The organism is Klenkia brasiliensis (assembly GCF_900100695.1).
Taxonomy (GTDB): domain Bacteria; phylum Actinomycetota; class Actinomycetes; order Mycobacteriales; family Geodermatophilaceae; genus Klenkia; species Klenkia brasiliensis.
On record NZ_FNCF01000003.1, the window covers coordinates 636,182 to 663,091 of the forward strand.

Sequence of the window (26,910 nt, forward strand, 5' to 3'; positions counted from 1 at the left end):
GGTGTGGACGGCCCGGCACCCTGTGGACGGCGACGCCCCGGTGTCGGCCGGGCGAGGCACCCTCCCGGCCATGACCTCTCCACTGCACCGTTCCGTCCCCGTCACCGACGCCGCCGAGCTCACCGAGCGGTGGCGCGGGCTGCTGCAGAAGATGCGGGCGCCGGATTCCCGGACGCTCTGCCTGGCCTGGTTCCTCCCCGACGGCACCATGGCGGAGCTGGTGGTGCCGGTCGACGACATCCCGGTCGAACCCGACCGGGTGATGCTCGGCAACCTGGCCCAGCTGACCGAGGTGGTCGCCGAGCACGAGCGCGTCGAGCCCGCGGAGCTGCACCTGGCGTTCTGCCTGGAGCGGCGCGGCCCCAGCTACCTCACGCCCGACGACCAGGCCTGGGTCGCCGCGATCGAGGCCGTGCTGCGCGGGCGGGAGGGGCGCGACTGCAGCGTGCACGTCGCCGCCGACACCTGGGTGGTGCCGGCGCTGCCCCGGGTCAGCTGGTGAGCACGCGCACCGGCTCGCCGCGCATCCAGGCCGCGACGTCCTCGACGACTTCGGGCCAGAACACCTCGTAGGTCCGCTCGGTGACGTACCCGAGGTGCGGGGTGAGGACGGCGGTGCGCAGCTCGCGCAGCGGGGAGTCGACCGGCAGCGGTTCGGTGTCGTAGACGTCGAGCCCGGCGCCGTGGATCCGGCGTGCGCGCAGGGTCGCGACCAGGGCGGCCTCGTCGACGATCGGACCGCGGCTGGTGTTGACCAGGATCGCGGTGGGCTTGAGCAGGCCGAGCTCGCGGGCGCCGAGCAGTCCGCGGGTGCGGTCGGACAGCTTGAGGTGGACCGACACGACGTCCGACATCTGCAGCAGGTCGTCGAGGTCGACCCGCCGGGCGCCGACCTCCCCCGCCCGCTCGTCGGTGAGGTTCGCGCTCCACGCGACGACGTCCATGCCGAACGCGATCCCGACCCGGGCGACCTGCGCGCCGAGGTTGCCCAGGCCGAGCAGTCCGAGGGTGGCGCCGTGCAGGTCGCGGCCGACGGTGTGCTGCCAGCCGCCGGCCCGCATCGAGGCGTCCTCGACCGGCACGCTCCGGGCGACAGCGAGGATCAGCGCCCAGGTCAGCTCGGCGGTGGGCGGTCCGACGAAGCCGGTGCCGCAGACCGTGATGCCGCGGTCGCGTGCGGCGTCCAGGTCGATGGCGGCGTTGGCCATGCCGGTGGTGACGAGCAGCCGGAGGTCGGTCAGCTGCTCGAGCACCTCGCGCGGGAACGCGCTGCGCTCGCGCATGGCGACGACGACGTCGAAGCCGCGGAGGCGGTGCACCAGGGCGTCCCCGGTGACCGAGTCGGCGAACGCCACGACCTCGGCAGGTTCGGGCAGCTGCGACCAGTCGGCGAACCGGTCGGCGGCGTGCTGGTGGTCGTCGAGGAGCGCGATGCGGTGCACGGTCACCCTCAGCGCTGGAACGCGTGCCACACGGCGGAGATGTCCTCGTCGCCGTGCCCGGAGTCGGCGGCGCTGGCGTAGAGGCTGGCCAGGGCGTCGAGCAACGTGGGGTCGACGCCGGGGACACCCGCGGCCAGCTTGACGTCCTTGAGCAGCCCGGTCACCTCGAAGGACGGCGTGAAGTCGCGGCCGATCACGGCCTTGCCCTTCATCTGCAGGTAGGGGGTGTCGACGGCGCTGCCCTCCAGCGCGGTGAGCAGGTCGGCGGGGTCGACGCCGAGCTTGTCGGCCAGGGTGAGCGACTGCCCGATGCCGGCGGTGACGGTGGCGATCCAGGCGTTGGCGGCGATCTTCAGCGCCGACGCCTTCGGCGGTGCGCCGAGCCGGACGGTCTTGACCGAGATGGCGTCGAGGACGGGCTGGACGGCGTCGACGTCCGCGTCGTCCCCGGCCACGAGGGCGGTGAGCTTGCCCTGCTCGGCGGGGGCCTTGGTGCCGAGCACGGGGGCGTCGAGGAAGTGCACGCCGGCCTCCTGCGCCCGCTTCGCGAACTCCTCCGCGGCGTCCGGTCCGGTGGTGGAGGACTGCATCCAGATGGCGCCCTCGTGCATGGCGGGCAGGACGTCGTCGGCGACGGACCGCACGGAGTCGGCGTCGAACAGCATGGTGAGGACGACGTCCGCGCCCTCGGCCGCCTCGGCCGCGGTCGCGGCGGCCCGATCACCGAACGGCTCGGCCTTCTCCGGACTGCGGTTCCACACGCGGACGTCGAGGCCTGCGTCGACCAGCCGCTGCGCCATCGCGGCCCCCATCGTCCCGAGCCCGAGCACCGCCACCGACTGCACCGCCACGTCGTCCTCCTCCGGTTGTTGGTCCGGGGTTGCGTGTGACCGGTCGCGGCGGGGTCCACACCTGGGCGGAGGCAGATGTGGCCGATCAGACCTGCAGCGGCGCCCTGTCCGGCAGGTCCAGGTAGACCGGGAACTGCTCGGGCGGCACCGGCCGGCCGAAGAGCCAGCCCTGCCCGAAGCGGCAACCAACGTCGCGCACGAGCACGTGCTGCTCCGCGGTCTCCACGCCCTCGGCGACCACGTCGAGGCCGAGGGAGTCGGCCAGCGCCACCAGGCTGCGCATGAGCTGGGCCCGGCGGGGCGAGGTGGCGACGGTGGCGGTGAAGGAGGCGTCGACCTTGAGGATGTCCACCGGCAGCGTGTCGAGCCGGCTGATCGAGGAGTAGCCGGTGCCGAAGTCGTCCAGGGCCACCACCACGCCCTCGGACCGGAGGGCCCGCAACGCGGCGACGGCGGTGGCGGATTGGCCGTCCAGCGTCGACTCGGTCACCTCGAGGACCGTCTCGGTGGCCGGCCACCCGGTCTCGGCCAGGACGGCGAGCACGCGGGCGGGGTAGTCGGGCTCGCAGAGCTCCTGGCCCGAGACGTTGACGCCCAACCGCAGCCGCCGTCCGGTGCGGGCGTGCAGGTCGGCCAGGTCCTGGCACGCGGTGCGCAGCACGTACTCGCCCAGCGGGCCCATCAGCCCGTACCGCTCGGCGAGCTCGATGAACTGGCTGGGTGGGACCGGGCCGTGCCCGGGCCGGTCCCACCGTGCCAGCGCCTCGACGCCGACCACCGCGCCGTCGTCGAAGGCCACGACGGGCTGCAGGTGCACCCGCAGGTCACCGGCGGCGACGGCGGCGGCGAGCTCGCGGGCGATGGCGGAGACCTCGCCGCCTTCCAGCTCGAACCGGCCACGGCCGGCGGCCTTGGCGGCGTAGAGCGCGGTGTCGGCCCGGCGCATGAGCTGGGCGCCGCTCTCCCCGCCGACGTGCTCGGCGACGCCGCCGGACAGCTGCAGGTCGGGGTGCTCGGCGCGCACCCCGCGCAGCAGCTGCAGCGCCTCGGGGCCACGCAGGCCCGGGAGCAGGACGGCGAACTCGTCACCGCCGTGCCGGGCCAGCACCACCGGGCGCGGGAGGGCCCTGCGCCAGACGTCGGCGACGCGCCGGAGCACCTCGTCACCGGCCTCGTGCCCCTGGGTGTCGTTGACCTTCTTGAACCCGTCGAGGTCGAACAACGCGGCTGCCAGCGGTTCGCCCGACCGGCCGGTGCGGGCGACGGCGTCCTGCAGGGCCTGGTCGAAGCCGCGGCGGTTGTGCAGGTCGGTGAGGGCGTCGCGGGTGGCGCCCGAGGCGCGGAGGACCAGCCGCCGGGTCACGGCGCCGAGGGCGGTCATCACCATGCCCAGGGCGAGGGCCGCCGGCAGGCCGACGTCCTCGCGCAGGGTGAGTGCAGTGACGACGCCGACCAGGACGGCGGCCAGGTGGACGGTGCCGGCGCGGAGGCTGAAGAAGAGGTAGGCGTCGAAGACGAGGAACGAGGTCATGGTGGCGACCGCAACGGCGATGTCGGGGCCTGGGCTCAGCAGGACGGCCGCGTCGACCAGGACGGCGGCGGAGACCACCAAGACGTGGAAGGTCCACCGCGGCCACCGCACGCCCCACCGGAGGACGACCGGCGCGGACGACAGCGCGACCAGGACGATCGCGAGCATGGTCCAGCGGGCGGCACCCGAGGTGGGGCCGGTGAGGGTGACGAGCAGCCCGGCCAGGCCGCCCACCGCGTAGAACACCGCGATCGTCGACGCCATGGTGCGGGGCGTCGCGACCTCGGGTACGCGGGCTCGGTGCATGGGACGGTGGTCGTCGCCGGACTGCAGGTACTTGATGGTCTCGGAACCGGTCAGCACCGCTTCTCCCTCGGTGTGGTGACCGGTTCATGGTCCACCCGGTCTCGCCGGGCCGCGATTCCCCGTCCACAGGCCCCGTCTGCCCGGGCGGCGGTCGTGCCACCGTGCACAGGTGCCGACGCCCCCACCCCATCCCGGGTCGTCGTCGGCCCTCGTCTCGGAACGGATGCAGCGGACCAGGAAGCGGGACAACGGGCCGGAGATGGCGGTGCGCCGGCGGTTGCACGCGGCGGGGCTGCGCTACCGGGTGGCGTTCCGGGTGCCGGGGCAGCGGCGGCGGTCCATCGACATCGCCTTCACCCGGGTCAAGCTGGCGGTGTTCATCGACGGCTGCTTCTGGCACGCCTGCCCGGAGCACCTGCACCTGCCGCGGGCCAACTCGGCGTGGTGGGTGGTGAAGCTGGAGACCAACCAGCTGCGCGACCTCTCGGTGACCGCGCAGCTGGAGGGGATGGGCTGGACCGTGCTCCGCTTCTGGGAGCACGAGGACCCCGACCAGGTGGCGAGGTTGATTGAGCAGGCTGTGAGGCAGCTGCACCGGGGCAACCCTTCACAAGACGGCGGACTAGGTCCTGCCAAACCACGCGGCGGTTCGTGTGGCCTCAGGCCTCAGGTGTCCAGCGGGTCGTCCTCCTCGATCTGACCCCACGAGGTCAGACCCGCCGGCATCCGCAGGTCGTACTTCTCTGCAAGGAACCGAGTCTGCGCAAAGGCGTTGGCCTGCACTGCGGTGTCGCGCAGAAGATGTGCATTGGTCCCTGCGCCAGCCGCGATCGCCACGACCGGAAGAGCTTTCGTCACCTGCGTGACGGGGACGGGCCGACCCATGCTGACCTGCTTCATGAGCTTCTCGAGCGCTGCCATGATCTTGTGATCATTTCTGAGCTTTTCGCTCCATCGCACGCGCCCGAGGCCGTCGCCGAAAGCATTCGCGGCCTTGTGCACGGCACTCGCCTTGGCCGCCTGCTCGGTAAAGGTCCGCCTGACCATCTGGTCGACCATGTGGCGTTCGATCTCTGAGCGGGCGTCGAACCCGTACGCGTAGGTGATTCGGGTGGCCAGCGATGTCGTCAGGACATGGATAACGAGGAGGTCAGCCGAGATGGCCAGCGCTCCACCCGCCACGGGCACCATGGCGAGGGCGCCGAGGGCGGCACCTTCTGCGGCACCCAGCGTCGCCATCCTGAGGGGCAGACGACGGGTCAGGGCGTCCAGGTGCTCCAGATCGTGACCGCGAAGGTCCTGCAGCGACCGAACCTCGCGTCCGTTCTCTCGATGGAACTCGAGAACCTTCTCGGGATCGGTGAGCTCGGCGGCCCAGTCAGTGGCGAGGTCGATCAGGCGGGCGGCACCCGTCGCAGCAGGCAGGAGTGCTGCGTCGAGGACGACGCCGCCCTTGTCCTTGACCGACTGGGGGACCTTGTCCCCCACCCTCTCTGCCGCGCTACTGGCCGCGGTCCGCACCGTTGCCCCGGCGTGCCCCAGGGCTCGTCGCGCCTTCCCCGAAACGATCGACGATCGCTCGGACCTGTGAATCCAGTGGTCCTGCAGTTCGACCCACCGCCGCCGCTCGTACGGCGACATGGAGGCAGGCACAGCGGCCAAGGAGCTCATGCGAGAAACCTATCGACCAGGGTGGTTGAAACGGCACGGCGCGGTCCGGGACGCGCGGTCACCTCTGGATCCCCAGCCGGTGCGCGACGGCATCGCCGCCGACCCGCCGGATGAGCTCCAGGTCTCCGCAGACGACCAGTAGGTCCCGCGCTCGGGACAGCCCGACGTAGAGCATCTCCCTGGCCCGCGCCTCGTCCCGGAACCCATTGATCGCCAGCACGACGGCCGGCCGTTCCAGACCCTTGAACCCGAGGACATGCCCGTAGAAGAGGTCCTCGTCGTCCCAGTACGAGGCCCAGTAGGCGTCCTGACCGGCCGCCTGGCGCTCGACCTGCACCGGGTGCCGGCGGTAGGTGGTCAGCAACGCGACCGACTCCGAAGGCCACCCGACGTCGAGCAACCCGACAGCGACGTCGTCGGCCACCTGCAGCGCGTCGTCCGTCGCGCAGGGCACGAACTGCACGGGCACCCCGTCCCCGCCCAGCAGCTTCATCTGCGCCTTGGCCAGGCTGGAGAACGTGCCACCGATCTGCTTGGTGTTGCGCAGGTTCTGCACCAGGTCGTAGCTCTCCAGCGGCACGGGCGACTGCCCCTGGCGCATGAAGACCCGCTGCCCCTCGTCGGAGAACACGTACAGGCACCCGTTCTCCGGGTCACGCAGGGCAGCGAGCACGGCCGGCCACCAGGACTGGTCGAAGTCCTGCGCCTCGTCGATGACCACCGCGTCGAACAGCTCGGCGTCCGGCAGCTGCGATGCCCGCGCCACCATCTGCCGGGGCAGCTCCTGCTCCCAGTACGGGCTGTTGTCGTCGTCCCCGCGCTCGGCGCCCCACGCGATGCCGAGCTCATGGAACTCCCCGACGTAGGCGGGGCGGTGGCGCGGGTTGAGCATGGTCGTGACCCGGCGGCGGAGGAACTCGGCGAGTCCGCGGGAGTAGCAGAGCAGAGCCACCCGCTTGCCCTCGGCCGTCAGCCGACGGGCCTTCTCGACGGCCAGCCAGGTCTTGCCCGACCCTGCTCCCCCGCGGATCTCGACCCGATCGTGCGACTCGAGGAAGTCCAGCAGCCGCGCCTGGTCACGGGTGAGCAGCTCGACGGCGGCCTCGCGCTCGCCGAGCTGCGCGACGAGGTCGGCCTGCGGGATGAGCGTCCCGACGAGGCAGTCGACCAGCAGCTCGACGTCGTCTGCGGTGGGCGGCTCGGGTTGGTTCTCCGCCTGCCGCAGCGCCGACGCGATCCGCCCTGCCGCCTCGGACAGCTCGGTCTTGTCGATCAGCGCCCACCGCGGCGCGTCCGGTGCGACGAAGCCGCCGGGCAGCGTCGTCGTCGGCAGCGCCACGAGGTGCACCAGGCGTGGGTTGCCGCGGGACCACCGCGGCGCGGCGTATAGGTAGTCGCGCAGCGCGTACTTGCACTTGAGCGCCTGCTCGACCGGGTGGATGGCCTTGCTCCTGCCGCCGGTCTGCCACCACCGGCCGTCGCGGAGCGAGACGCTGCCGCCCTTGACCTCCAGCACGGCGACCCCGTGGCCGGGCCAGGCCACGATGACGTCGGCCTCGCGGTCGGCACCGCGGTCAGTGAAGCGCTGGTTGCAGATCATCACCGCGTCGTCGGGGAGCTGCTCCCGGAGCGTGTTCGCGAACAGCTCCTCCGCCTTGGACTCGAAGCTCGGGTCCGCCGGGTACATCCGCGCCGTCATCCCTGCTCCCCCGTCGACACCGGAACGTCGCCGGTCAGCATCGCAGCCGCAACCGCCCAGCTCGGTGGCTCGATCACCGTGTCCCGCCAGCGCGCTCCGCGCAGGGCACGCACGTGCCGCGGTAGCCGGCGAAGTCCTCGGGCGCGAAGGGACGACGGCAACGCCCGCACCAGCGGAACGTGCGTCGGCGGGCCCGCGCGAACTCGTCGGCTGCCTCGGCCAGCCACTCGGGCGAGCACAGGACGTCGTCCCGGGTGAACGACCGACCGGCCTCCCACGCCGCGGACAGGTCCTCGACCGCGCTGACGGGGGCGAGCGTCAGCATCCCGGCCGCGACGCCGACGGCCACCTGCGGCGGCTCGCCGCTCAGGAACCAGGTGACGGCGGCGAGGTCGGTGCCGACGCGGCGCCAGCCGGTGCCGATGGCGCGGACGACGCTGTCGTAACTGACTCCGAGGAGGTCGGCGAGGTGCTGCTCGTCGGTGGTCGGGTCGTCGGCCGAGCCCCACTCGTGGGCGCACCCACGGCAGTGGAACGCGCCGCGGTCCTCGAACACGACGCACCCGGCGAGCACGACCAATCCACGGTCAGCGGCCTGGGCCAGCGCCGAGTCCGGCAGCCCGCGCACGACGGGGACGGCGTCCTCGATCCCGCACTGCGGGCAGACCTGCCCGCACACCACCCCGATCTCGTCCACGCAGCAGACCCCCGTCCTGGCCGCCCCCGCGACGACCGGAACGGCACCGTCGCACAAGGGTCCGACAGTTCTCAGCACGGACGCGGCGAGCTACGGTCCGGACATGGAGCGGCGCCAGCTACCCCGCCCTCCGTGGCGGGTGTAGTCACGGACAGGAGCTGTCATGGCTCACTCCCCGCACCGCCAGTGGAAGGGCTGCCGGATCTGCCGGCCCTGGAAGGACAAGCGCCTCGGCCGCGCGCACCGCGACCCCCTGCGCGAGCTCCGCAAGCTGGGCAAGATCCGCCGCGTCACGCGCGGCGACCTCGGCGACTGGGACGAACGGGACTGACGCCCAGGTCGGGCGGCGGGGTCACCCGCCGTCCGATCGGGGCAGGCTCAGTCACCAGCAGTCGTGCGTGCCCCCGACCGGCTTGGTCATGAAGCAGGTCCCGCAGACTTCGCCGTAACGAGGCTCCGCGGTGACCGCGCCTCCTCGTGGCCCGCTCGCGTAGCCGGGTAGTTCCGTCCGCGTCCCACCGGCGACGTCGACGTAGTTCTTTCCCACCCATGCCACGCCCTGACCATCCCGGTTCAGCGCGATGTAGCTGCGGCTGTAGGGCATGAAGACCTCGTCGTGCGCCACCTTCGCGAGAGCTGCCTTGACCGCGGGCCAGTCCGTGCTGGAGACCCCCATGGCCGGCAGGGCGGCGTCGAGGTCCTCGAAATTCGTCCGTCCGAATCCGTCGATCTCACGCTGGCACAGATCGCAGACCTGCTCGCCGGCAGCGGGGACCACTTCCTTGCCGAACAGGTGACCGCACGTCGGCAGGTGCGCCCGATCACCACCCACGATCTTGACCAGCGGTTGTGCCTGCGAGTCAGGTGGTGCAGTCATCGCTCGATGGTCGCGCACGGGTACGACGTCCTGGCCGGACGGCGCGCCCAGCGCACTCATCGGGGTCAGGCTCGCCGGTACAGCTGCGCCGGCTTCCCGACCGTCCCCTCCCGGACCCCGGGCACCTCGACCAGGAACGGCAACATCGACCGCCGGAACGTGTCCGTCGAGTACGGCAGCCCGCCCAGCACCGCCTCGTGCACGACCCGCAGCTCCCGCAGCGTGAACGGCTCGGCCATCAGCCCGGTCGGGTCGGGCCGCTCGCGGTAGCCGGCCCGGACGTGCTCGGCGGCCAGCTCGACGATCGCGTCGTGGTCGAACGCCAACCCCCGCGCCTCGGCGCACGGCCGCACCGCGATGTCGTCTGGGCGTCGCTCCAGCACCGGCGCCAGCTCGGCCCAGGGGACGACGTCCACGTGCGCGGCGCTGAGCACCCAGCCACGGTCGTCGCGGTCGGGTGCGTCGAACACCCGCAACTGGGCCGGTGACCGCCCCCGCAGCCCGACCTTGTCGACCAGGCTGCGCTGCACCGCCTCGGCCAACCGCTCGCGGGCGTGCACGAACGTCCCGGGCAGCGCCCACGCTCCGTCCCCGCGGACCAGCACGACCTCGAGCCGGGACCACGGCCCGACCGTCAGCACGGCCGTGTCGACTGCCACCGACGGCTGCTCGTAGTCGCTGAGAGCCCTGCCCGACGAGTCCCGGTACATGGGCTTGACATTAACGCAAATCCCGCCTATTCCTTGGTTAGCGCAGAAAAGCGCTTACTCGAACGGGGTGGTCGGCATGGTTCGTCTCCGCATCCACGTCGGGCAGGGCACGCACCGCGGCCCGCTCACGGTGTTCCCGGTCTGGACCGACGCCCCACCCCTCACCGGCCTGCTGACCGGCGCCTCGGCCGCGGTCGACGTCGCCGAGCGGTCCGGGGCGCCCGCCGTCGACCAGCTCGTGGTCACCAACCGGGCCGACCGGCCGGCACTCCTGCTGGCGGGCGAGCTGCTCGAGGGCGGCTGGCAGAACCGGACGCTGACCGCCACCACGGTGCTGGAGCCCGCCGTCCCCACGGTGCTCCCGGTCCTCTGCGTCGAGCAGGGCCGCTGGGGCGGCGACGCCCAGCACCGCCGGCGGCCACGCCGCGCTCCGGTCGCCCTGCGGCCTCACCTCGAACGGGCCGACGCGCAGCACGAGGTCTGGCGGCGGGTCAGCGGCTACGGCGCCGTGGCCGGCCCCTCCCCCACCGACTCCCTCGTCGACCGGCTCGACCGCTCCCGCGGGCACGGCCTGACCGACGGGCTCGCGCCCCTGGCCGGCCAGAGCGGGGTGCTCATCGGCATCGCCGGCCGCCCGGTCTCGATGGAGCTGTTCGGCTCCCGCCGTGCGCTCGCCGCCCACTGGACGGCGCTGCTCGAGGCCGCGGTCCTCGACGCGCTCGGCCGGCCGTCGGTCCGCACCACCGCAGCCCTGGCCCGAGGCTTCGCCGAGCGCGTGCAGGCGACCGACCTGGCGCCGGCCCGCGGTGCCGGCGCCGGACGGCGGTTCAGTGGTGGTGGGCGCGTCCGGGTGGACGACGTCCGCTGGCGCGACCGCACCGCCCACCTGACCGCGATCGACCTCACCCACCCCGTCCTGGAGGCGTCATGACCATGTCCCGCTCCCACCGCGTCGCCGGCGCGGTCATCGGCTCCGCCGTCGGCGACGCCCTCGGCGCGCCCTTCGAGTTCGGCCCGCCCGGGCGGTTCAGCGCCCGCTTCCCGACCGACGCGCGAGGTGCCGCGTCCGAGATGTGCGGCGGCGGGGCGCTGCGGTGGGCGCCGGGTGAGTTCACCGACGACACCCAGATGGCGTTGCTGCTGGCGCAGTCCCTCGTCGAGCGCGGCGGGCTGGACGAGGCCGACGTGTTCGACCGGTTCCGCCGCTGGGCCGCTGCGAACCCGCCGGACATCGGCAACCAAACCCGCGCCGTCCTGGGGTCCGGCCTGCCGTGGGACAGCGCCGCGGCCGAGCACTTCGCCCGGTCCGGGCACGCCGCAGGCAACGGCTCGCTGATGCGGACGGCGCCCGCCGCGGTCTTCTTCGCCCCGCACGGGCGCAAGGCCACGATGGACGCCGCGCGCAGCATCTCGGCACTGACCCACGGCGACCCGTCGGCCGGCGAGGGTTGCGCGGTCTTCCACGAGCTGGTCCGCGTCGCCCTGGACGGCGACGACCCGCTCGCCGCCGTTGACGACGCGCTGGCCGACGTCCCGGCGCAGCACCGCGATCGCTGGGCGACGGTGCTCGCGGCGGACTGGACGCCGGACGACGCGACCGAGACCAACGGCGCCGTGTGGCCCACGCTCGGCCAGGCGGTGTGGGCGCTGCGCGAGGCGACGTCGTTCGCGCAGGTCATGCGGCGGGTGATCGACCTCGGCGGGGACACAGACACGGTGGCCGCCGTCGCCGGCGGGCTGGCCGGGGCCGTCTTCGGCATCGCGGGCATCCCGATGCGCTGGACGTCGGTCGTGCAGGGCCGGGTACCCGGGGACGGCGACCGGCGCTGGGACCTGGCCGACCTGCACGCGCTCTCCGCCGCGCTGACCGGGTCCCGGTTCACCCGGCACCAGCCGTCGGCGACCGCCCGGATCGAGCCGGTCAAGGTCGCGGACGGCGTGTGGGCCAGCGACCTGGACGGCGCCCGGCACAGCTCACCGGAGTTCGCCGTGGTCTCGCTGTGCCGCGTCGGTGAGCCGTTCGGCCACGCGGTGCAGCGCTTCGCCTACCTGACCGACGACGACGCCAACAGCGAGCTCGACGCCGTCCTGGCCGACGTCCTCGCCGACATCGAGGCGCTGCGGGCCGAGGGCCGGCCGGTGCTGGTGCACTGCCACGCGGGCCAGTCGAGGACCGGGCTGGTGCTGCGCGCGTGGCTGCGGCGCAGCCAGGGCTTGACCGCACAGCAGGCAACGGAGACGGTCGCAGCCAGGTGGCCGCACCTGAGCCGGTGGAACGGCAGCTTCACCGCCGCGCTCGAGCGCGTGCACTGACTCGGGGAGGACGACATGAGAATGGTTGCGTCATCACAGGCGGGTGCGGTCGAGCGGTACGAGGCCATCGACCTGTTGGAGCAACGGACGGTTCTGGCCACCGCCGTGGTTCGCGAGCTGCAGAAGTTCGGCGGGGAGAACATCTACGGGCGCCCGACGGCCGCGCTGAACTTGCTGCGCGGATGGGTGGGCAAGCGCTACGAGGCGAAGGTCGAGACCCATGCGAGGGACGGGCTCGCGTCGATGGTCGTCCCGGACGGCTACGAGGACACGATGGCCGAGCTGAAGGCCGCCACCGACATCTGCGAGGCCCTCGCCATGGCCTGGACGGCGGACACCCGCCGCGAGCTGGAGGGCGACCTGGCCGCGATCCGCAGCCTGGTGGCGAGCTATGTCTGGTGAGGTCATGCAGCTCGCGGCAAGTGCTGGGCCGCGGCAGAGCACGAGAGACCCAGCTCGTCCCTGATCCGCTGCACTGCACGCCTGTCGATGGACGTCCGGGCAGGCGGATGGCACCTCGTGGCCCAGAACGTGCCGGAGCAAGTGGTTACGGAATACCAGACTCCCTGCGCTGACGCGACCACCGCGTGGATGGAGCGCGGGCGGGCTAGATGACCCCTCGGCGCGTCGCGAAACGGGGCAAGATCCTTCCTGCCGCCGCCGCGCTACAAAGGGTTGACCGCGCCCCGACAGGCGGACACGGTCGTCATAAGCGGCCCCCATCTTCAGATAAGGGCGCGGACCAAGCTGCAGTCCACCGACCTGAGGAGTGAGCCGACTTGGAGACTGGTGGCCCAATGCCGATAAGCCAGGAACTCATCGGAGACCAGGGGCCGTGGGTGAGGTACATCCCATCGCTCTTTCATTTTCAGCAGGATCCAGATGGACCCTGGGAACCTCCGAAACGACCTCGCGAGGACGATCCTCAACGTGCGCTCCTGGAACGACGAATTGCCTTTTGGGCGCCGCTGCTCACCCTGACCTTCGGCTGCCTGGGCTGGGTTCGACCAGATTTGGCCATCGAACGGTGGGCTTCCGAGGGCCGGCCGACCACATCGGCACACCTGAAGGTGCTGGAGCGATGGTGGGGCCCGAATTCGCAGGCCCTTCCAGCTTGGGCCCGCCATGGCGGCGGCATGATGCCGTACTGCGACATAGTGTCCTCTCGCCTTGGGCTAACGATGGATTCGACACAGCCACTCTCGGGTCAGCCAGAGAATCGCTGGGCAGAAGTTGCAGGCGGCGGATCCGATCCACTGCATCTCGGACATTTCATCGATCACCTTTTCGGTCCAGGCAACTACGGTTCGCGGGCGAAGACCGAGACCCCCTTGGTGATCAGGGGATCCGACGACGAACGCCGCGAGGTGTCCATGCTCTTGCCGCGGTATGCGGGCTGGTATGCCGCCGTCTCGGACTTGCTGGAGAGGTTGCCAGCTCGAAACGACGGCCGGTCTTGGCGCGCGCATGTGACGGTGGCCCCCGTCGGGTATCTCGGCGCATTTAGGCGTTCTCGCAAGACTGGGCGGGCATTCTCCGGGCCGCACCGGGTTCACGAATTAGGGGCTTGAGAAGCTGGGCGACGCAGCCGCGCGCGAAGAGCGACCTCTGCCCTGAGCAGCACCGTAGACGGTCCGGACATCGGTCGCTGCAGTTTTGCCGAGCTGGACCCGGTCTGCCGAAAACAATTGGAGTGTTCGTTCTGCCCATGCGACAGCGGAAGCAACCGCCTGCCTGAGATAAGCGACAGGCCCGCCGCCCACCTCGCAACACAGACCGACCACCACTGTTGCGGCTCGACCGCTGATTAGAGCTCGCTTGTAAATTCTGCGCCGCTTGTCAACCGAGAAGCGCTGGTATATCGCTGCCCTTGAACCCACGCTGTCCGCTTCCCCGACGGGGCGAACGAGTCGTTCTCAATCGGAGATTCCAGTATCAAAGTCGCAGAGGACTCTTTCGAGGATAGTAAAAAGACGTCGTAGTGTGCGCCCGGAGTCCGGCTACCATCGAGAAGGAGCGCCTCAACAACACCTGCCAGGCGAGATTCGCCAGCAGCCCTGAGACTCTGCACGTTCTGGTCTGAGAAATTCACAGCGCGGAAGTGCCGCTCAATCGCGGGGACAACTGGCTTTATTTGACCATCAGCATAGAATGCCATGTGCGTAAGGCCGCTACGGAAAGATCGGTTTGGCTGACAAACATAAGCCGTGATTTTCGCGAACTCAGGCCATGCACTCTTGGCCGCAATCACAACGACGTCGTCGTGCGCTAAAAGTCCTTCACTCTCGAAGAACGCGACTAGTTCGGTCAACAGGAAGCGTGTCTGTTCCCCAACCAAGCGGGTGTCGTCACTGAGCACAGTTGATATAGCATCAGCGAGTCCCGCAAAATTGAGCCAATGAACACGACCCTTCGCCGCCGAGTCAACATCATCCAATTCGTTGAACCATCCCGGCATGACGGGGTCCGGCGTCAGAGCCAGCAGGAGTGAACTGGCATCCTCGAGCAACAGCTTGGAGTGTTGCCTCAATTGCTTCCGCCCGTGACCATCGTTCGCGTAAGCCCCGCGGACGGTCTTGGTTTCGAACCACCAGTCGAAATGCGCCGAGATACGCGCGTCGGGAACCGATTCACCCTTGACTATCTGGTTAGCGAAAGTGACGCCCGAGATGGTGTTGTCCGCACCTGTGGCTGCACGGAGAAGCTCCTGCACCAGGGAGAGATCGATGCGCTCGAACACCGCAACCATCGAGCTGGTCACGCGGTTCTCGCCGCCCGAGTAGCTTGAGAAAAGTGGGTTCGCCATTCCCTGACTCTAGCCACAACCCCGCCACTTAGCGAGGGGTCCCTGGTCATTCTTTTGGCTGGACAGTCATAGCCGGAGCCTAAATTACTTCGCCGTCAGATTCGATGGTTGGCGGGAAGGACCGCTACCGCGAGCCAGCTGCGATCCGGAGATAATCTTCGACGCGTCGTGCTTCCTCACAGACAAATTGACGGACTAGGCGACCGGCTTTCAATCAAGGTCGAACGCCTCGGTCAGCTTGTCGAGCGTGAACTTGTTCCGGAGCTTGCACGCACTGTTCTGGTTGGCGAACATGCCCTTGGACCACACGGCGTGGTCCCGATCCCGCGTCTGCTCCCACTGCACCCCGACGACGAACTCCCGGTGGTCCTCACCCGTCGGCAGCTCGTCGTGGTGGTAGGCGGCCCGCAGCGGCAGCTTGGCCAGACGCGCCTCGTCGCTGCCGGACTGGACCATGGCGTCCTCGAAGGGCTCGGCCGTCGTAGTCACCACGCCCACCCCGACGTAGCCGGTTCCGGGGATGCAGGCGAACACCCGGGCCCCGATGGGCAGCTTGCGCAGCGTCCGGGAGAACCACTCGCCCCCGCCGGCTGACAGGAACCCGTGCTCGCGGGCGTCGTCCCAGTTCCGCGATCCGCTCTCCTCGCCAAAGCTGACGTACCAGTCCAGCTCGTTCCAGGGTTCGCGCGTTCCGCCGGCAGCCGCGCCCCCTCGCTTCGGCTGGGTGCGGGCCTCGTCCATGAGCCAGGTCCGGGCCAGGTAGGAACGGCCGTCGTCCACGAAGTAGCGGAAGAAGACGACGTTGATGGGGAGGTTGAACTCGGCCAGGTACTCGACGATGCGTTCGGTGGCCGGGTCCACCTCGGCAGCCACGATGGTCAACCGGTGGGCGGAGTTCAGCTCGTCCGGCAGCTCAGTCCCGAAAGTGGACGCCCACTCAACCTCGAAGGCGACATCGGATTTGTAGGCCCGGAAGATCTCCAGGACGTCGTCGTGCGAGAGCGTCCGCACCCAGGACCCGTAGTCGAGCGCCTGAGCAACCACGTCGCGGGGCGTCTTGTCCTTCTTGAGCTCCAGGACGTGGATGGCGCCGTCGTCGTCCACCGCGAGGAGGTCGATGAACTTCCCGTGGGCTGTAGGGACCTGCCGGCCGACGAGCATCAGCGGCGTGCCCAAGATCGTGGGATCCGCCTCGATCATGGTCTCCAGCTGCGATTCCAGCGGCACGCCCTGCGGGGACAGCCGCGTCGGAGTGCCGCTGTCCACCCGCCACAACCCCATCTCGGTGGGCACGGCTCAGTCCCCAGTCGCGTCGGGCGGCGAATCCTGGCCGCGCCGACGAAGACCGCCTATACCGCTGGAAATCCGCCCGGTCACCGACTTGGCGCGGTCGAAGGTCTCGACGCCGACGCGACGGGAAGCAGTGAGCCCGTCCGCCCCGGTCTCGAGCACCCTGCCCCTGAACTCCGTCGCCGCCTCGGTCCACGCCCGCGCAGCGAGAAGCTCCCGATCCGTCTCGATGGCAAGGGGCTGGTGGAAGTCCGCGATGGCGGTAGCAACCTTGCCACTGGACTGCACGATCGCCGGCGACTGCATGGGGTTTAATAACACCTTTGCATTCGCCGCTCGTGCGGCCTCCGCCATGCGGGTCAGGAGATGGCTAGTCACCTTGGCAATGCCCTCCACCCGCTGCTGTCGAACCACCTTCAGACCGATGCGGTGACCATCGAAATCGTCCGGTGCGGCCTCGAGGACTCGGTCGATCTCAAGCACCGCAATTGCGTCCTGGAGCTGGACCGTTCGGGCGAGGACACCCAGCCATTCCTCGGCCTTCGTGGCGGCCACCTTGGTCGTGTCCGCCAGGTCCGCGATCTTCGAGGTGCGCTCAGCCTTCTCAGCCATCGCTTCCAACTGGCGCAGGGCGTACGCCTGCGTGCGCGCGATCGTCGACGACGAGTGCTGCACTTTGGACCACGTGACTTCATTTACCCGGCCCGCCTGCTTCCGGAGGACCATGGCTTCGTCGATGTCCAAGCCCACGCCGATGAGGTCGGCGTACACAGCGTCCTCCTGGGCGCGAAGGACGTCATCGAGCTTGGCATCGATCTTGGCCAGGTAGTCGGTGATCTCGTCCATGGCCTGCTGCATGGCGAGCTGGGTCATGATGCCGGCGGCACCGGTGAGGAGTGCGGGGTTGCTCGCCAGGGCCCCCACCCCGCCGTCGATCTGCAGCCAGTTCGTGATGGAGCCGGGCTGGCCGATCATGGCGTGGCTGACGCCGGGGGTCTTGCTGTTCATCAGCCCGTACTTCTTGACCAATTGCGCCGACTCGGGCGTGAGCTTGACCCACCTCCCTGAGTTCTCGGCGAGCGTCGCCCCTGCCTGGACGAGAGCCCCGCCCGCACTGAGCACGCCACCGAGCCGCGAGAGCTCGAGCTCCCGCGCCGACAACCCCTCGTCGGCGACGAAGCGTCGAATGGCGGACGGCTCACCGATGATGGCCAGGCCGTCGCCATCGCTGATGAGCTGGATGTCACTGGTCACGCTCGAACTCCTTGGACCTAGAAGGACGTCGGTACCGCGCTGGCGGCAGATGGAGTCAGCTCACCGCCAGGGACTCCCAGAAAACGGCCTCGCCAATCACCCGGATGCCGAGGGCGCGAGCCTTGCGCGCTTTGCCCGACTGCGACTCCGGGTCGGCGCAGACCACGACGTCGGTCTTGCCGGAGACCGACGCAACCGGGACCAGGCCGGCCTGACGTGCGGCGTCCTCGAACGCCGACCGCGGACGCGACATCTCGCCCGTGAACACGATCTTGCTGCCGGCCGCGAAGCCGGCAGCGGGACGACGCGGTATGGCCACCCGGGCACCGGACCTCACCATCGTGAGCGCGACGTCCACGTCGCTGGCCCTGAGCCCGAGGAGGGTGGCGACCCGGTCGAGGTCGGACCTCTCCGCGTCGGTGACCACGTCATCGGCCAGAGCGACGGTGGCCAGGGCGTCGAGGTAGAGCCGGTGGGCGGCCTTGACGTGCTCGGAACCGCATCCGAGTTCACCGGCGAGTGCGACCAACTGGTCCGCCTCGTCGACGGTGACCAAGCGGTCCTCCAGCACCTGATCGAGCACACCCAGGTACGGGGCCATCGTGAGCGGTGCCCCACTGAGTTCGGGCAGGGCGGAGACGAGCGTCGCCAGGTACCCGTCGCGCTGCCGGACGCGTGCCGCCGCGGCGTCCCGAGGCATGCTGCGGCACGGGTTGACGAAGGGGCGGCGACTCGCCGCAACCCCAGCAACGAGCGTGGCCCAGTCGAGCTCGGCGACCGACCGCGAGCCGAGGTAGCTCCCGTCGATGTCGAAGTCGACCGCCAGCGCGGCGTCCAGGAGTGCCAGCTCTCCGAGCGTTTCCCGCAACCGGGTGAGCGCGGTGGCGGTGGCGCGGGCGTCCGACAGCGCGGCGTGCGCCTGGTCGTTCTCGATCGAGAGCGCGTCGCACACCGCGGCGAGTGACCGGATCGACCGGTCGAGGTGCCCGGCCAACCGCATCGTGCACAGTGCGGGCGTGAGTGCCACCGGTAGACCGGCACGGCCGAACTCGCGGCTGAGGAAGCGTAGGTCGAACAGCGCGTTGTGCGCGACGACCACCCGCCCGGACAGCAGCGCGCTGAGGTACGGCGCGATGTCGTCGAAGCTCGGCGCGCCGACCACGTCGGAGGCGCGAATGCCGTGGATGGACGTCGGGCCGACATCACGGCCCGGGTCGACGAGGGTGGCGAATTCGTGCTCGACGGACCCGTGGTCGTCCAGGAGGACGACGCCCACCTCGATCACCCGATCGGTGCTCGGCAGCACACCCGTCGTCTCCAGGTCGACAACAGCAACGCTCATCCCGTCTCCCCCGTGATGGCCGCCCGAGTCGCGCGGCTCCCAGCCACGTTGCCATGGCTGGTCACGACCGCCCAGCACTTCGACACCGGATCGGCCCATCGAGTCTCAGGTGCCCCACATGCACCTCTGAGCGTGGACGGCCCTGCATCGAAGCTGTAGACAGGCGGCGGACCAGGGAGCCCTCGGGCGCCAGCCTTGCCCTCAGGCCCTACGAGCCGATGGAGACGATCCGGTGACCGTCCTGGACCTGCCCAGCTGCGGGGCCCCGATCCTGTATGACGACGCCCTGGCCGCCGTGATCGGCTACTGCCTCGGGAAACGGCCGCTCACCGTGGGCACACCGAGCTATCCCGCGGGTATCACCGTCGACGTCCCGCGATTCGCCTACAGCGTCTATGACGGAACCCCGGCGGCCGATGACGATGGCATCGCACCGCTCGACGTCCTCGTCACCGATGGCATGAACGCTCAGCTCGACCAGCGTGTCATCGAGGCCCTGCTGGATGCAGGCCGAAGAGCCTGGCCCCACATGCGGTCCGCCCGGGACCTCGCCGCTGGCCGCTCCTTCTGGGAACTGAACGCGTCGGCGGTCGGTCTCCAGCCACCGGCAGGCAGTCCAGGTGAGGCGATGACCAAGGCCTGGTCGGAGCTGATGTCCACCAACGGGGTCGACATCGCGCGCGCCCACAAGTTGCTGCACCACAAGCTGCCCTGCCTCTTCCCGCTCATCGATCGCCAGACGAGGCCCGCCCTGAGGACGCTGGCGGCGCGGCGCGGGGTCGGGTTGTGGGCCGTCATCCACCACGAGCTGACGACGAACGCCGACGCCTTCGACCGCCTCGAGGCTGAGGTGAACGACCTTCTCCTAGCCCGGGGACATGTACCGATCTACCGGCTGCGGCTCCACGACATCCTTCTGTGGCTGCTCACGAGCAACCACTGGGACGTGGCGTCGATGCAGGGACGGCAAGTTCTCGGCTCGTAGGCAGCCCTGAACTGACGCCTTCGAGGGATCCCGGTTGTCGGTGACGGCTGTTACGGTCCGAGCCAGTTCTGATCACGGGGGATCACCACATGACCGCGTACGGGCAGCCTGCGCTGCGCGAGCTCCGCGACGTCGTCCGCGAGCTCAAGGCCGGCGACCCGATGACGCCGGTGACCATCCTGATGCCGAACAACCTGGCCGGCATCGTGGCTCGGCGGTTCCTGGCACACGGGCTCGGCGACGGCCACCACGGCGTCGCGGCGATCTTCCCGACCACGGCGAAGCGCCTCGCGGAGCAGCTCGCCGCGGCCGCCCTGCACCCCCGCCGCCCCTCCACCGGACCCGTCCTCGCCGCCGCCTGGCGGGCCGCTCTGCACCATGACGCCGGCGTCTTCTCGAAGGTTGCGAAGCACCCGGCCACCGTGCAGGCCCTCGTCCGCGCCGGCCGCGAGCTGCGCGACCTCGACGACACCGCCCTCGATGCCCTCGCCGAGGTTCAGCCGCTCGGCCCCGACCTGGTCCGCATGCACCGCAGCGTCCAGGCGTCGCTGGCTTCCGCCTGGTACGACCAGCACGACCTGCTCGTCACCGCCGCCGCCATCTCCCGAGACCACCCGGAGCGCATCGCCGAGCTCGGCGCCGTCGTCCTCTACCTCCCCCAGGTACTCGACCAGGCCGAGGCCGCCTTCGTGCTCGCGCTCCGTGGAGCCGGCACGGTGCACACCGTCGCGGGTCTGACAGGTTTCCCGAAGGCGGATGCCGCCGTCCACCGGTCGCTGGCCCGCGTCGGCACCAGCGCGACCACCGCCGACGCATGGCCCATCGCGACGGCCGTCCTCACCGCGTCCGACGCCGACGATGAGGTCAGGTGCGTCGTCCGCGAGGTGGTGCAGGCGCTCTCCACCACACCCGCTCACCGCGTCGCCGTTCTCTACACAGCGCAGAACCCGTACGCCCGACTGCTCCACGAGCACCTCGACGCCGCGGACATCGTCGTGAACGGGCCCGGCACCCGTCCTGTCCAGGAGCGGGCGCTCGCCCGTGCCGTGCTCGAGCTCATCGACCTCGCCGGCGACGGACCCAACCGCGACGTCCCCCGCGGCGACCTCTTCCGGGTCCTCGCGACCGCCCCGATGCACACCGCTGCCGGCGACCCCATCCCGGTCAGCCGCTGGGAGCGCCTCTCGCGCACGGCCGGCGTGGTGCACGGCACCGACTGGGCCACCCGGCTGAGCCGCTACGCCGACGACGAGCGCGGACGCCTCGACGCGGAGCAGGCCAGCGACGACCTCAGGCCCGGCATGGTCGCCCGACTCACCGCGAACATCGACAACGCCGAGGCGCTGCGCGACTTCGCCTGCAGCCTCCGCGACCGCCTGGCGGAGGGGCGGACGCTCCGATCCTGGCGGTTGCTGAGCGACTGGGCACTCCGGCTCCTGCACGACCTCATCGGCGAGCCCGAGACGCTCACCCGCCTGCCCGACGAGGAGCAGCACGCCGCCGTCGCCACCGAGGCGGCGCTGCGCGGGGTTGCCGTCCTCGACGGACTCGACGGCGGTGAGCCGTCCCTCACCGCACTCCGCGAGACCGTCGCCGACCAGCTCGAGGCTGCGCTGCCGCGGGTGGGCCGCTTCGGCGACGGCGTCTTCGTCGGTCCGGTGTCCAGCGCCATCGGGCTGGACGCCGACCGCGTCTTCGTGCTCGGCCTGGCCGAATCGGTCTTCCCCGGCCGACTGAAGGAGGACCCGCTGCTGCCGGAGCGGGCACGCGACGTAGCGGGTGGCCAGCTGCTCGGCTATCGCGAACGGCTCGACGCACAGCACCGCCACCTGCTCGCCGCGTTCTCCGCGGCCCCGGAGGTCACGGCGAGCTTCCCCCGCGGCGACCTGCGCACCAAGAGCCAGCACCTCCCTAGCCGCTGGCTGCTGCCGACTCTGCGCGCCCTGACCGGCAACCCGAAGCTCGCCGCGACCGAGTGGGAGAAGCACTCGAGCCACTGGACGACATCGCCGTCCTTCGCGAGCTCCCTCACCACGACCCCAGCACCCGCCAGCGAGCAGGAGTGGCGCACGCAGACCGCGCACGCCGGGGTCGACCTGGACGACGACGTAGCCGCGGCCGCCGCACACCTCCTCCGCGAGCGGTCCGCGCCGCGCTTCACCCGGTTCGACGGCGATCTCTCCGGCGTCGAAGGCCTGCCCGACCACGCCGACGGCCGACGGGTCGTCTCCCCCACCGCCCTCGAGAAGTACGCGGGGTGCCCGCACGCGTACTTCGTCTCGCGCATGCTCGGCGTCGAGCAGGTGGAGCAGCCCGAGGACGTCGTCGAGGCCAGCGCCGCCGACATCGGTACGCTCATGCACGAGAGCTTCGACGCGCTGTGCCGGGAATTCGCCGGGCGCCTGCCAGGCCACGGTGCACCCTGGAGCGCCGAGCAACACGAGCGGCTCGTGCAGATCTGTGCCGAGAAGGGCGCCGAGCTGGAGAAGGACGGCCGCGCGGGTCATCCGCGGCTCTGGGAACGGACCATCGCCCGCGTCACGGCTGACCTCACCGCCATGCTGCAGGCCGACGACGTCTGGCGGGCCGAGCACCGAGCGGCTGTCATCGCCAGCGAGCTGGCCTTCGGCATGAAGGGCGCGGACCCGGTGGCCATCCCGCTCCCCGACGGCTCCATGCTGCTCATGCGGGGAGCCGCAGACAAGGTCGACGCGGCTGAGGACGGGCGGCTATTCGTCACCGACATCAAGAGCGGCAGCCAGCGGTCCTTCGAGGCCATCACGAAGGACCCGGTCGCCGGAGGCACCAAGCTGCAGCTGCCGGTCTACGCTCACGCCGCCCGCGCCCAGCACGGCGAGGACGCCGAGGTCCAGGCCGCCTACTGGTTCGTCCGACGCGACAAGGGCCGCATCGAGGTCCCGCTCAGCGACGAGGTCGAGCAGATCTACGCACAGACCCTGCAGACCATCGTCACCGGCATCCGCCGCGGCCTGTTCCCGCCGAAGCCACCCGCCGAGGCCGACTTCAGCTGGGTGCAGTGCCATTTCTGCAACCCCGACGGCATCGGCCACTCCGACGCCCGCCGCCGGTGGGAACAGAGCAAGGACGACCCCGCACTCCGCGACCTCGTCGACCTGATCGAGCCGACCACCGGAGCGGCGCCGTGACCCACGCTCTGCAGGACGACGACGCCCGGCGGGCCATCCGCGAGGACACCGACCGCACGCTGTTCGTCGAGGCCGGCGCAGGCTCGGGCAAGACGCGCAGTCTCGTCGAGCGCATCCACCACCTCGTGGTCCACGACGGTGTCCCGCTGCGCTGCATCGCCGCCGTCACCTTCACCGAGAAGGCCGGCGCCGAGCTGCGCGACCGGCTGCGCGCCACGCTGGAGCAGGCGGACGACGAGCGCGCCGACGAAGCACTCGACGACCTCGACGGTGCAGCCATCGGCACCCTGCACTCCTTCGCGCAGCGCATCCTTGCCGAGCACCCCATCGAGGCCGGCCTGCCGCCCCTCATCGAGGTAGCCGACGAGCTCAGCTCCGCCGTGGCTTTCGAGGCGCGGTGGGCGGAGCAGCGCCGGCAGCTGCTGGACGACGACACGATCGCCGAGCCGCTGATGCTGGCGATGTCGGCCGGCGTCAAGCTGGAGAACCTGCGGTCCCTGGCGAAGCTGTTCAACGCCGACTGGGACCTGGTCGCCGAGCGCGTCCTCGCCGGCCCGCAGTCGGCGACGCCCAGCCTGACCGGGGTCCGTGAGCTGGCCGACCGGGCGGCGACGCTCGCTGCCCGCGCCGACGCCTGCCTCTCGGCCGACGACAAGTTCCTGCCGCACCTGGCCAAGCTCGGCGCCTGGGGGACGACGCTCGCCGGGGCCAGCGACGCCGGTCTCCAGCTCGCCGCTCTCGGCACCGCGGCTGACCTCAAGTTCAGCTACGGCCAGGCCGGCAACTGGGGCGGGAAGCAAGCGCTCGACGGGCTGAAGGACGAATGCCGGCAGCTCGTCGTGGACGCCGCCGCGGCCGTCGCCGCCGTCCTCGAGCCGACCTTGCGCATCCTGTCCCGCTGGATCGCCGAGCGGGTGCTGGAAGCTGCGGAGAAGCGCCGCGAGGCCGGCCGCCTGGAGTTCCACGACCTGCTGGTGATCGCACGCGAGGTGCTCCGCGGTGAGGACGGCGCCCCGGTGCGCGCCGCACTGCAGGACCGGTACCAGCGCCTGCTGCTCGACGAGTTCCAGGACACCGACCCCATCCAGATCGAGCTCGCCGTCCGCATCGCCGGTGGGTCGGCGGCCTCGGCTGATCGGTGGGAGGACGTCGACGTCCCGCCGGGCTCCCTGTTCGTGGTCGGCGACCCCAAGCAATCCATCTACCGGTTCCGCCGGGCCGACATCGCGATGTACATGAAGGCGCAGGACGTCGTCGGGGAGCACGTCAGCCTGACGACGAACTTCCGCACCGTCGCGCCGGTGGTGGACTGGGTCAACAGCGTGTTCGACCGGCTGATCGTGGCCGAGCCCGATCGGCAGCCTGCGTTCCAGCCCTTGGTTCCTGACCGCCCCGCGCATGACGGCGCTCCCGCGGTCGTCGTCCTGGGCGCGGAGCCGCACCAGGGGCTCCCCCGGTCGAGCGCGTCGATCCTGCGGGAGCGGGAGGCCGCTGACGTCGCTGGCGTCATCCGCCGGGCGGTGGAGGAGGGCTGGCCGGTCTGCGTCGACGGGGAGTGGCGGCCGGCCCGGCTGGACGACGTCGCCGTCCTGCTGCCGGCCCGCACGTCGCTGCCGTTCCTCGAGTCTGCCCTCGATCGGGCAGGCATCGCGTACCGGGCCGAGTCCAGCTCGCTGGTCTACGAGGCGCAGGAGGTCCGCGACCTGATGGCCGCGGCGCGGGCGATCGCCGACCCGTCCGACGCGTTGTCTCTGGTGACCGCGCTGAGGTCGCCACTGTTCGGCTGCGGGGACGACGACCTGTGGACCTGGAAGCACGGGCGCGGGGCCCTGAGCGTCATCGCCCCGCTCGACGAGGCACGGGCGGACCATCCCGTCGGCCCGTCACTCGCCTACCTGCAGAAGCTGCACCGGGCGGCTCGATGGATGGCACCGAGCGAGGTGCTGACCCGGCTCGTCGCCGACCGCCGCATGCTCGAGGTCGCCGCGCAGGGCCCGCAGGCTCGTGACCAGTGGCGGCGGCTGCGGTTCGTCATCGACCAGGCCCGCGCGTGGGCAGAGTCCGAGCACGGTGGGCTGCGGGCCTACCTGGCGTGGGCGCAGCAGCAGAGCGGCGATTCGTCGCGGGTCGTCGAGTCGGCGCTGCCCGAGACGGATGCCGAGGCCGTGCGCATCATGACCGTGCACGGCGCCAAGGGGCTCGAGTTCCCGATCGTCGTGATGAGCGGCATGACCTCGGGCCAGCGCCGGCCCGGTGGCGTGCGGGTGCTCTGGACCGCCGACGGCTACGAGGTGTCAATCCGCAAGGGCGTCACGACCGGCGACTTCGACGTGGCCGCGCCCGTCGACGAGCAGATGGACGACCGAGAGCGCCGCCGACTGCTGTACGTCGCGGCAACGCGAGCGCGGGACCACCTCGTCGTCTCCCTTCACCGGTCGTCCGGGACCTCCCAGACGAGCGCGAAGCTGCTGGCCGACGACGGCGGCGCACGGTCCGGCGCCGAGGCGTGGTCGGTCGACCAGCTCCCTGCGGGCGCCGCGCAACCGTCCATCACCACCGGCCGGATTGCCCCGCCAGACCGTGAAGCATGGTGGGCCACCGTCAGCCCGGCGCGCGAGGCGAGCCGACGCACGTCGGCCGTCTCCGCATCCGGACTGGAGGGAAGCGAGCCTGCGGTGGCCCTCGGGGTCGACGACGCGGGCCTGGCCAAGGGCACGCAGAACATCGACCTCCCGCCGTGGTCGAAGGGGAGGTACGGGACGGCGATCGGCCGGGCGGTGCACGCAGTGCTGCAGACCGTCGACTTGTTGACGGGTGCCGGACTCGACGAAGCCGTGGCGGCGCAGTGCGCCGCGGAGGGCGTCGAGCCGCACGCCGAGGTCGTCACGGCCTTGGTGCGTTCTGCCCTCGACTCGAAGCTGATCCGCGAGACGGCCAGAAGACCCCATTGGCGCGAGATGTACGTCGGCGCGGTCCAACCCGACGGCACAGTCCTCGAGGGCATCGTCGACCTCGCAGTAAGGCGCACTGACGAGTCCGTGCTGATCGTGGATTACAAGACAGACGCCGTGCCGGGCAGCGGTCTTGACGCGCGAGCCGGCTTCTACGCTCCGCAGCTGAGAGCTTACGAACGCATATTGACCCGTACGGGGACCGTTCAGCCGTCGACCGCGCTCCTTTTCCTGCGCCCCGAGGAAACAGTCATTAAGCCGGGGCCCGCCGGCGCCACGAATGTGACTGAAGCCGCCCATGCCATGGGAGGAAGCGACGTCGACGGCCCACGACCTGATTCCCCCTGATGGCCGAGGTCTCGTGGAAGTCCGGTCGAGGGCAGTTTTGCCGCGGACGAGTAAGTTCCGTGCGACGGCAGCTTTCCCCAATGACTGAACGCGAGGACCGCCACGGGGATGCGTCCGGCAGGATTGCATTGCAAACGAGGACATTGCAGCGATGCACCGAGGGTCCTGTCAGGTCTTCATCAATCGAGCGACAACATTCGTCAAGCGGCACGATTGGTCAGCACTGGACCAGTACAACCGATGGGGCGACAATTTGCGATGACTACAAGGCGCCCTGTGTCACGATTGGAAATCAATGAGGCACGCTCGTGTAATCCTGGCAACCATCTTCATGGCTTCTGTCTTGTCAGGATGCGGCTCAGGTGAGTGCGACTACCACACGCCAGGGGCCCAGCCCGGGAGCGCTCAAGATCTGCGGGATCAGCAGCACGAAGCCGCCGGCGACGGCCGCTGCGTTCCGAGCTGAGAGGACACCAAAACGTGGCGGGCGGTGGCGTTGAGCAGGGCGTTGCGGGCGTTGGGTGCTTAGGTACCGTCATCATCTTTTTCATCGCGCTCTTCCTTGGTGCAGGCTTCTTCGGTGCAGCTGGAATTGCGCTCATCGCACTGTTGATCACGGGGTGGGCTCTGAGCACGCTTGCTTGATGCTGGAAATCGGCGAGGTGATGGT

The 26,910-nt window shown here is 70.5% G+C and carries 21 protein-coding genes; 9 read left to right on the forward strand and 12 right to left on the reverse strand.

Annotated elements, in window-relative coordinates; genetic code table 11:
* Positions 1-70 precede the first annotated feature (70 nt).
* A complete protein-coding gene (locus tag BLT39_RS11650) occupies positions 71-502 on the forward strand; it encodes a hypothetical protein (RefSeq protein WP_131801476.1) in 432 nt (143 codons plus the stop codon).
* Here BLT39_RS11650 and BLT39_RS11655 read toward each other — a convergent pair.
* From BLT39_RS11655 to BLT39_RS11665, 3 genes are read right to left on the reverse strand one after another with little or no spacing between them, the layout of a single operon-like run.
* Positions 492-1,442 carry a D-2-hydroxyacid dehydrogenase family protein gene (locus tag BLT39_RS11655; protein WP_091063130.1) on the reverse strand — a complete coding sequence of 317 codons (951 nt, stop codon included), beginning with the start codon at positions 1,440-1,442 and terminating at the stop codon, positions 492-494. The genes BLT39_RS11650 and BLT39_RS11655 overlap by 11 nt on opposite strands.
* 8 nt (positions 1,443-1,450) lie before the next feature.
* The gene (locus BLT39_RS11660) at positions 1,451-2,482 is read right to left on the reverse strand and encodes an NAD(P)-dependent oxidoreductase (protein ID WP_278246973.1); all 1,032 of its coding nucleotides are present in this window, start codon (positions 2,480-2,482) and stop codon (positions 1,451-1,453) included.
* Positions 2,379-4,187 (reverse strand): putative bifunctional diguanylate cyclase/phosphodiesterase, encoded by a 1,809-nt coding sequence (locus BLT39_RS11665; RefSeq protein ID WP_091062839.1) that lies wholly within the window; start codon positions 4,185-4,187, stop codon positions 2,379-2,381. Before BLT39_RS11665 ends, BLT39_RS11660 begins: the two co-directional genes overlap by 104 nt.
* Before the next feature lie 166 nt (positions 4,188-4,353).
* Here BLT39_RS11665 and BLT39_RS11670 point away from each other — a divergent pair, with 166 nt between their 5' ends.
* Positions 4,354-4,830 (forward strand): very short patch repair endonuclease, encoded by a 477-nt coding sequence (locus tag BLT39_RS11670; protein WP_091062841.1) that lies wholly within the window; start codon positions 4,354-4,356, stop codon positions 4,828-4,830.
* Here BLT39_RS11670 and BLT39_RS11675 read toward each other — a convergent pair.
* The 3 genes from BLT39_RS11675 to BLT39_RS11685 form a co-directional block, all read right to left on the reverse strand.
* The gene (locus BLT39_RS11675; protein WP_091062843.1) at positions 4,797-5,801 is read right to left on the reverse strand and encodes an EcsC family protein; all 1,005 of its coding nucleotides are present in this window, start codon (positions 5,799-5,801) and stop codon (positions 4,797-4,799) included. The two genes, BLT39_RS11670 and BLT39_RS11675, sit on opposite strands and share 34 nt — an antisense overlap.
* 58 nt (positions 5,802-5,859) lie before the next feature.
* Complete coding sequence (locus BLT39_RS11680) at positions 5,860-7,500, reverse strand: NERD domain-containing protein (protein ID WP_091062845.1); 1,641 nt, start codon at positions 7,498-7,500, stop codon at positions 5,860-5,862.
* 73 nt (positions 7,501-7,573) lie between these two features.
* A complete protein-coding gene (locus tag BLT39_RS11685; RefSeq protein WP_091062847.1) occupies positions 7,574-8,197 on the reverse strand; it encodes a hypothetical protein in 624 nt (207 codons plus the stop codon).
* A 163-nt stretch (positions 8,198-8,360) separates the two neighbouring features.
* Between BLT39_RS11685 and BLT39_RS22465 the strand changes: the two genes are divergently transcribed.
* Positions 8,361-8,528: a hypothetical protein gene (locus BLT39_RS22465; RefSeq protein ID WP_165640252.1), complete on the forward strand. Its 168-nt coding sequence runs from the start codon at positions 8,361-8,363 to the stop codon at positions 8,526-8,528.
* Positions 8,529-8,579: 51 nt separating this feature from the next.
* Here the strand turns inward: BLT39_RS22465 and BLT39_RS11690 are convergent, their stop codons facing one another.
* On the reverse strand, positions 8,580-9,134 hold the full coding sequence (locus BLT39_RS11690) for a hypothetical protein (RefSeq protein ID WP_131801477.1): 555 nt from the start codon (positions 9,132-9,134) through the stop codon (positions 8,580-8,582).
* Between the two features lie 5 nt (positions 9,135-9,139).
* On the reverse strand, positions 9,140-9,733 hold the full coding sequence (locus tag BLT39_RS11695; RefSeq protein ID WP_242658332.1) for an NUDIX hydrolase: 594 nt from the start codon (positions 9,731-9,733) through the stop codon (positions 9,140-9,142).
* 127 nt (positions 9,734-9,860) lie between these two features.
* Here BLT39_RS11695 and BLT39_RS11700 point away from each other — a divergent pair, with 127 nt between their 5' ends.
* From BLT39_RS11700 to BLT39_RS11710, 3 genes are read left to right on the forward strand one after another with little or no spacing between them, the layout of a single operon-like run.
* Positions 9,861-10,715 carry an ARPP-1 family domain-containing protein gene (locus BLT39_RS11700; RefSeq protein WP_131801478.1) on the forward strand — a complete coding sequence of 285 codons (855 nt, stop codon included), beginning with the start codon at positions 9,861-9,863 and terminating at the stop codon, positions 10,713-10,715.
* Positions 10,712-12,097, forward strand: coding sequence for an ADP-ribosylglycohydrolase family protein (locus tag BLT39_RS11705; RefSeq protein WP_091062854.1), 1,386 nt, complete (start codon positions 10,712-10,714; stop codon positions 12,095-12,097). The genes BLT39_RS11700 and BLT39_RS11705 overlap by 4 nt, the downstream gene beginning before the upstream one ends.
* Positions 12,098-12,118: 21 nt before the next feature.
* Positions 12,119-12,499 (forward strand): hypothetical protein, encoded by a 381-nt coding sequence (locus BLT39_RS11710; protein WP_131801479.1) that lies wholly within the window; start codon positions 12,119-12,121, stop codon positions 12,497-12,499.
* 1,405 nt (positions 12,500-13,904) lie between these two features.
* On the opposite strand, the gene BLT39_RS22085 is transcribed toward BLT39_RS11710, so the two are convergent.
* From BLT39_RS22085 to BLT39_RS11725, 4 genes are all read right to left on the reverse strand, one after another.
* Positions 13,905-14,903 carry a hypothetical protein gene (locus BLT39_RS22085; RefSeq protein ID WP_131801480.1) on the reverse strand — a complete coding sequence of 333 codons (999 nt, stop codon included), beginning with the start codon at positions 14,901-14,903 and terminating at the stop codon, positions 13,905-13,907.
* A 210-nt stretch (positions 14,904-15,113) separates the two neighbouring features.
* Positions 15,114-16,196, reverse strand: coding sequence for an endonuclease NucS domain-containing protein (locus tag BLT39_RS11715; RefSeq protein ID WP_091062858.1), 1,083 nt, complete (start codon positions 16,194-16,196; stop codon positions 15,114-15,116).
* A 3-nt stretch (positions 16,197-16,199) separates the two neighbouring features.
* Positions 16,200-17,447, reverse strand: coding sequence for a hypothetical protein (locus tag BLT39_RS11720; protein ID WP_091062860.1), 1,248 nt, complete (start codon positions 17,445-17,447; stop codon positions 16,200-16,202).
* Between the two features lie 55 nt (positions 17,448-17,502).
* Positions 17,503-18,789, reverse strand: coding sequence for a 3'-5' exonuclease (locus BLT39_RS11725; RefSeq protein ID WP_091062862.1), 1,287 nt, complete (start codon positions 18,787-18,789; stop codon positions 17,503-17,505).
* Positions 18,790-19,021: 232 nt separating this feature from the next.
* Between BLT39_RS11725 and BLT39_RS11730 the strand changes: the two genes are divergently transcribed.
* From BLT39_RS11730 to BLT39_RS11740, 3 genes are all read left to right on the forward strand, one after another.
* The gene (locus tag BLT39_RS11730) at positions 19,022-19,774 is read left to right on the forward strand and encodes a DUF6308 family protein (RefSeq protein ID WP_091062865.1); all 753 of its coding nucleotides are present in this window, start codon (positions 19,022-19,024) and stop codon (positions 19,772-19,774) included.
* An 89-nt stretch (positions 19,775-19,863) separates the two neighbouring features.
* Positions 19,864-22,941, forward strand: a complete 3,078-nt coding sequence (locus tag BLT39_RS11735; RefSeq protein WP_091062868.1) for a PD-(D/E)XK nuclease family protein — start codon at positions 19,864-19,866, stop codon at positions 22,939-22,941.
* Positions 22,938-26,240, forward strand: coding sequence for a UvrD-helicase domain-containing protein (locus BLT39_RS11740; protein ID WP_091062870.1), 3,303 nt, complete (start codon positions 22,938-22,940; stop codon positions 26,238-26,240). Before BLT39_RS11735 ends, BLT39_RS11740 begins: the two co-directional genes overlap by 4 nt.
* Positions 26,241-26,910 lie beyond the last annotated feature (670 nt).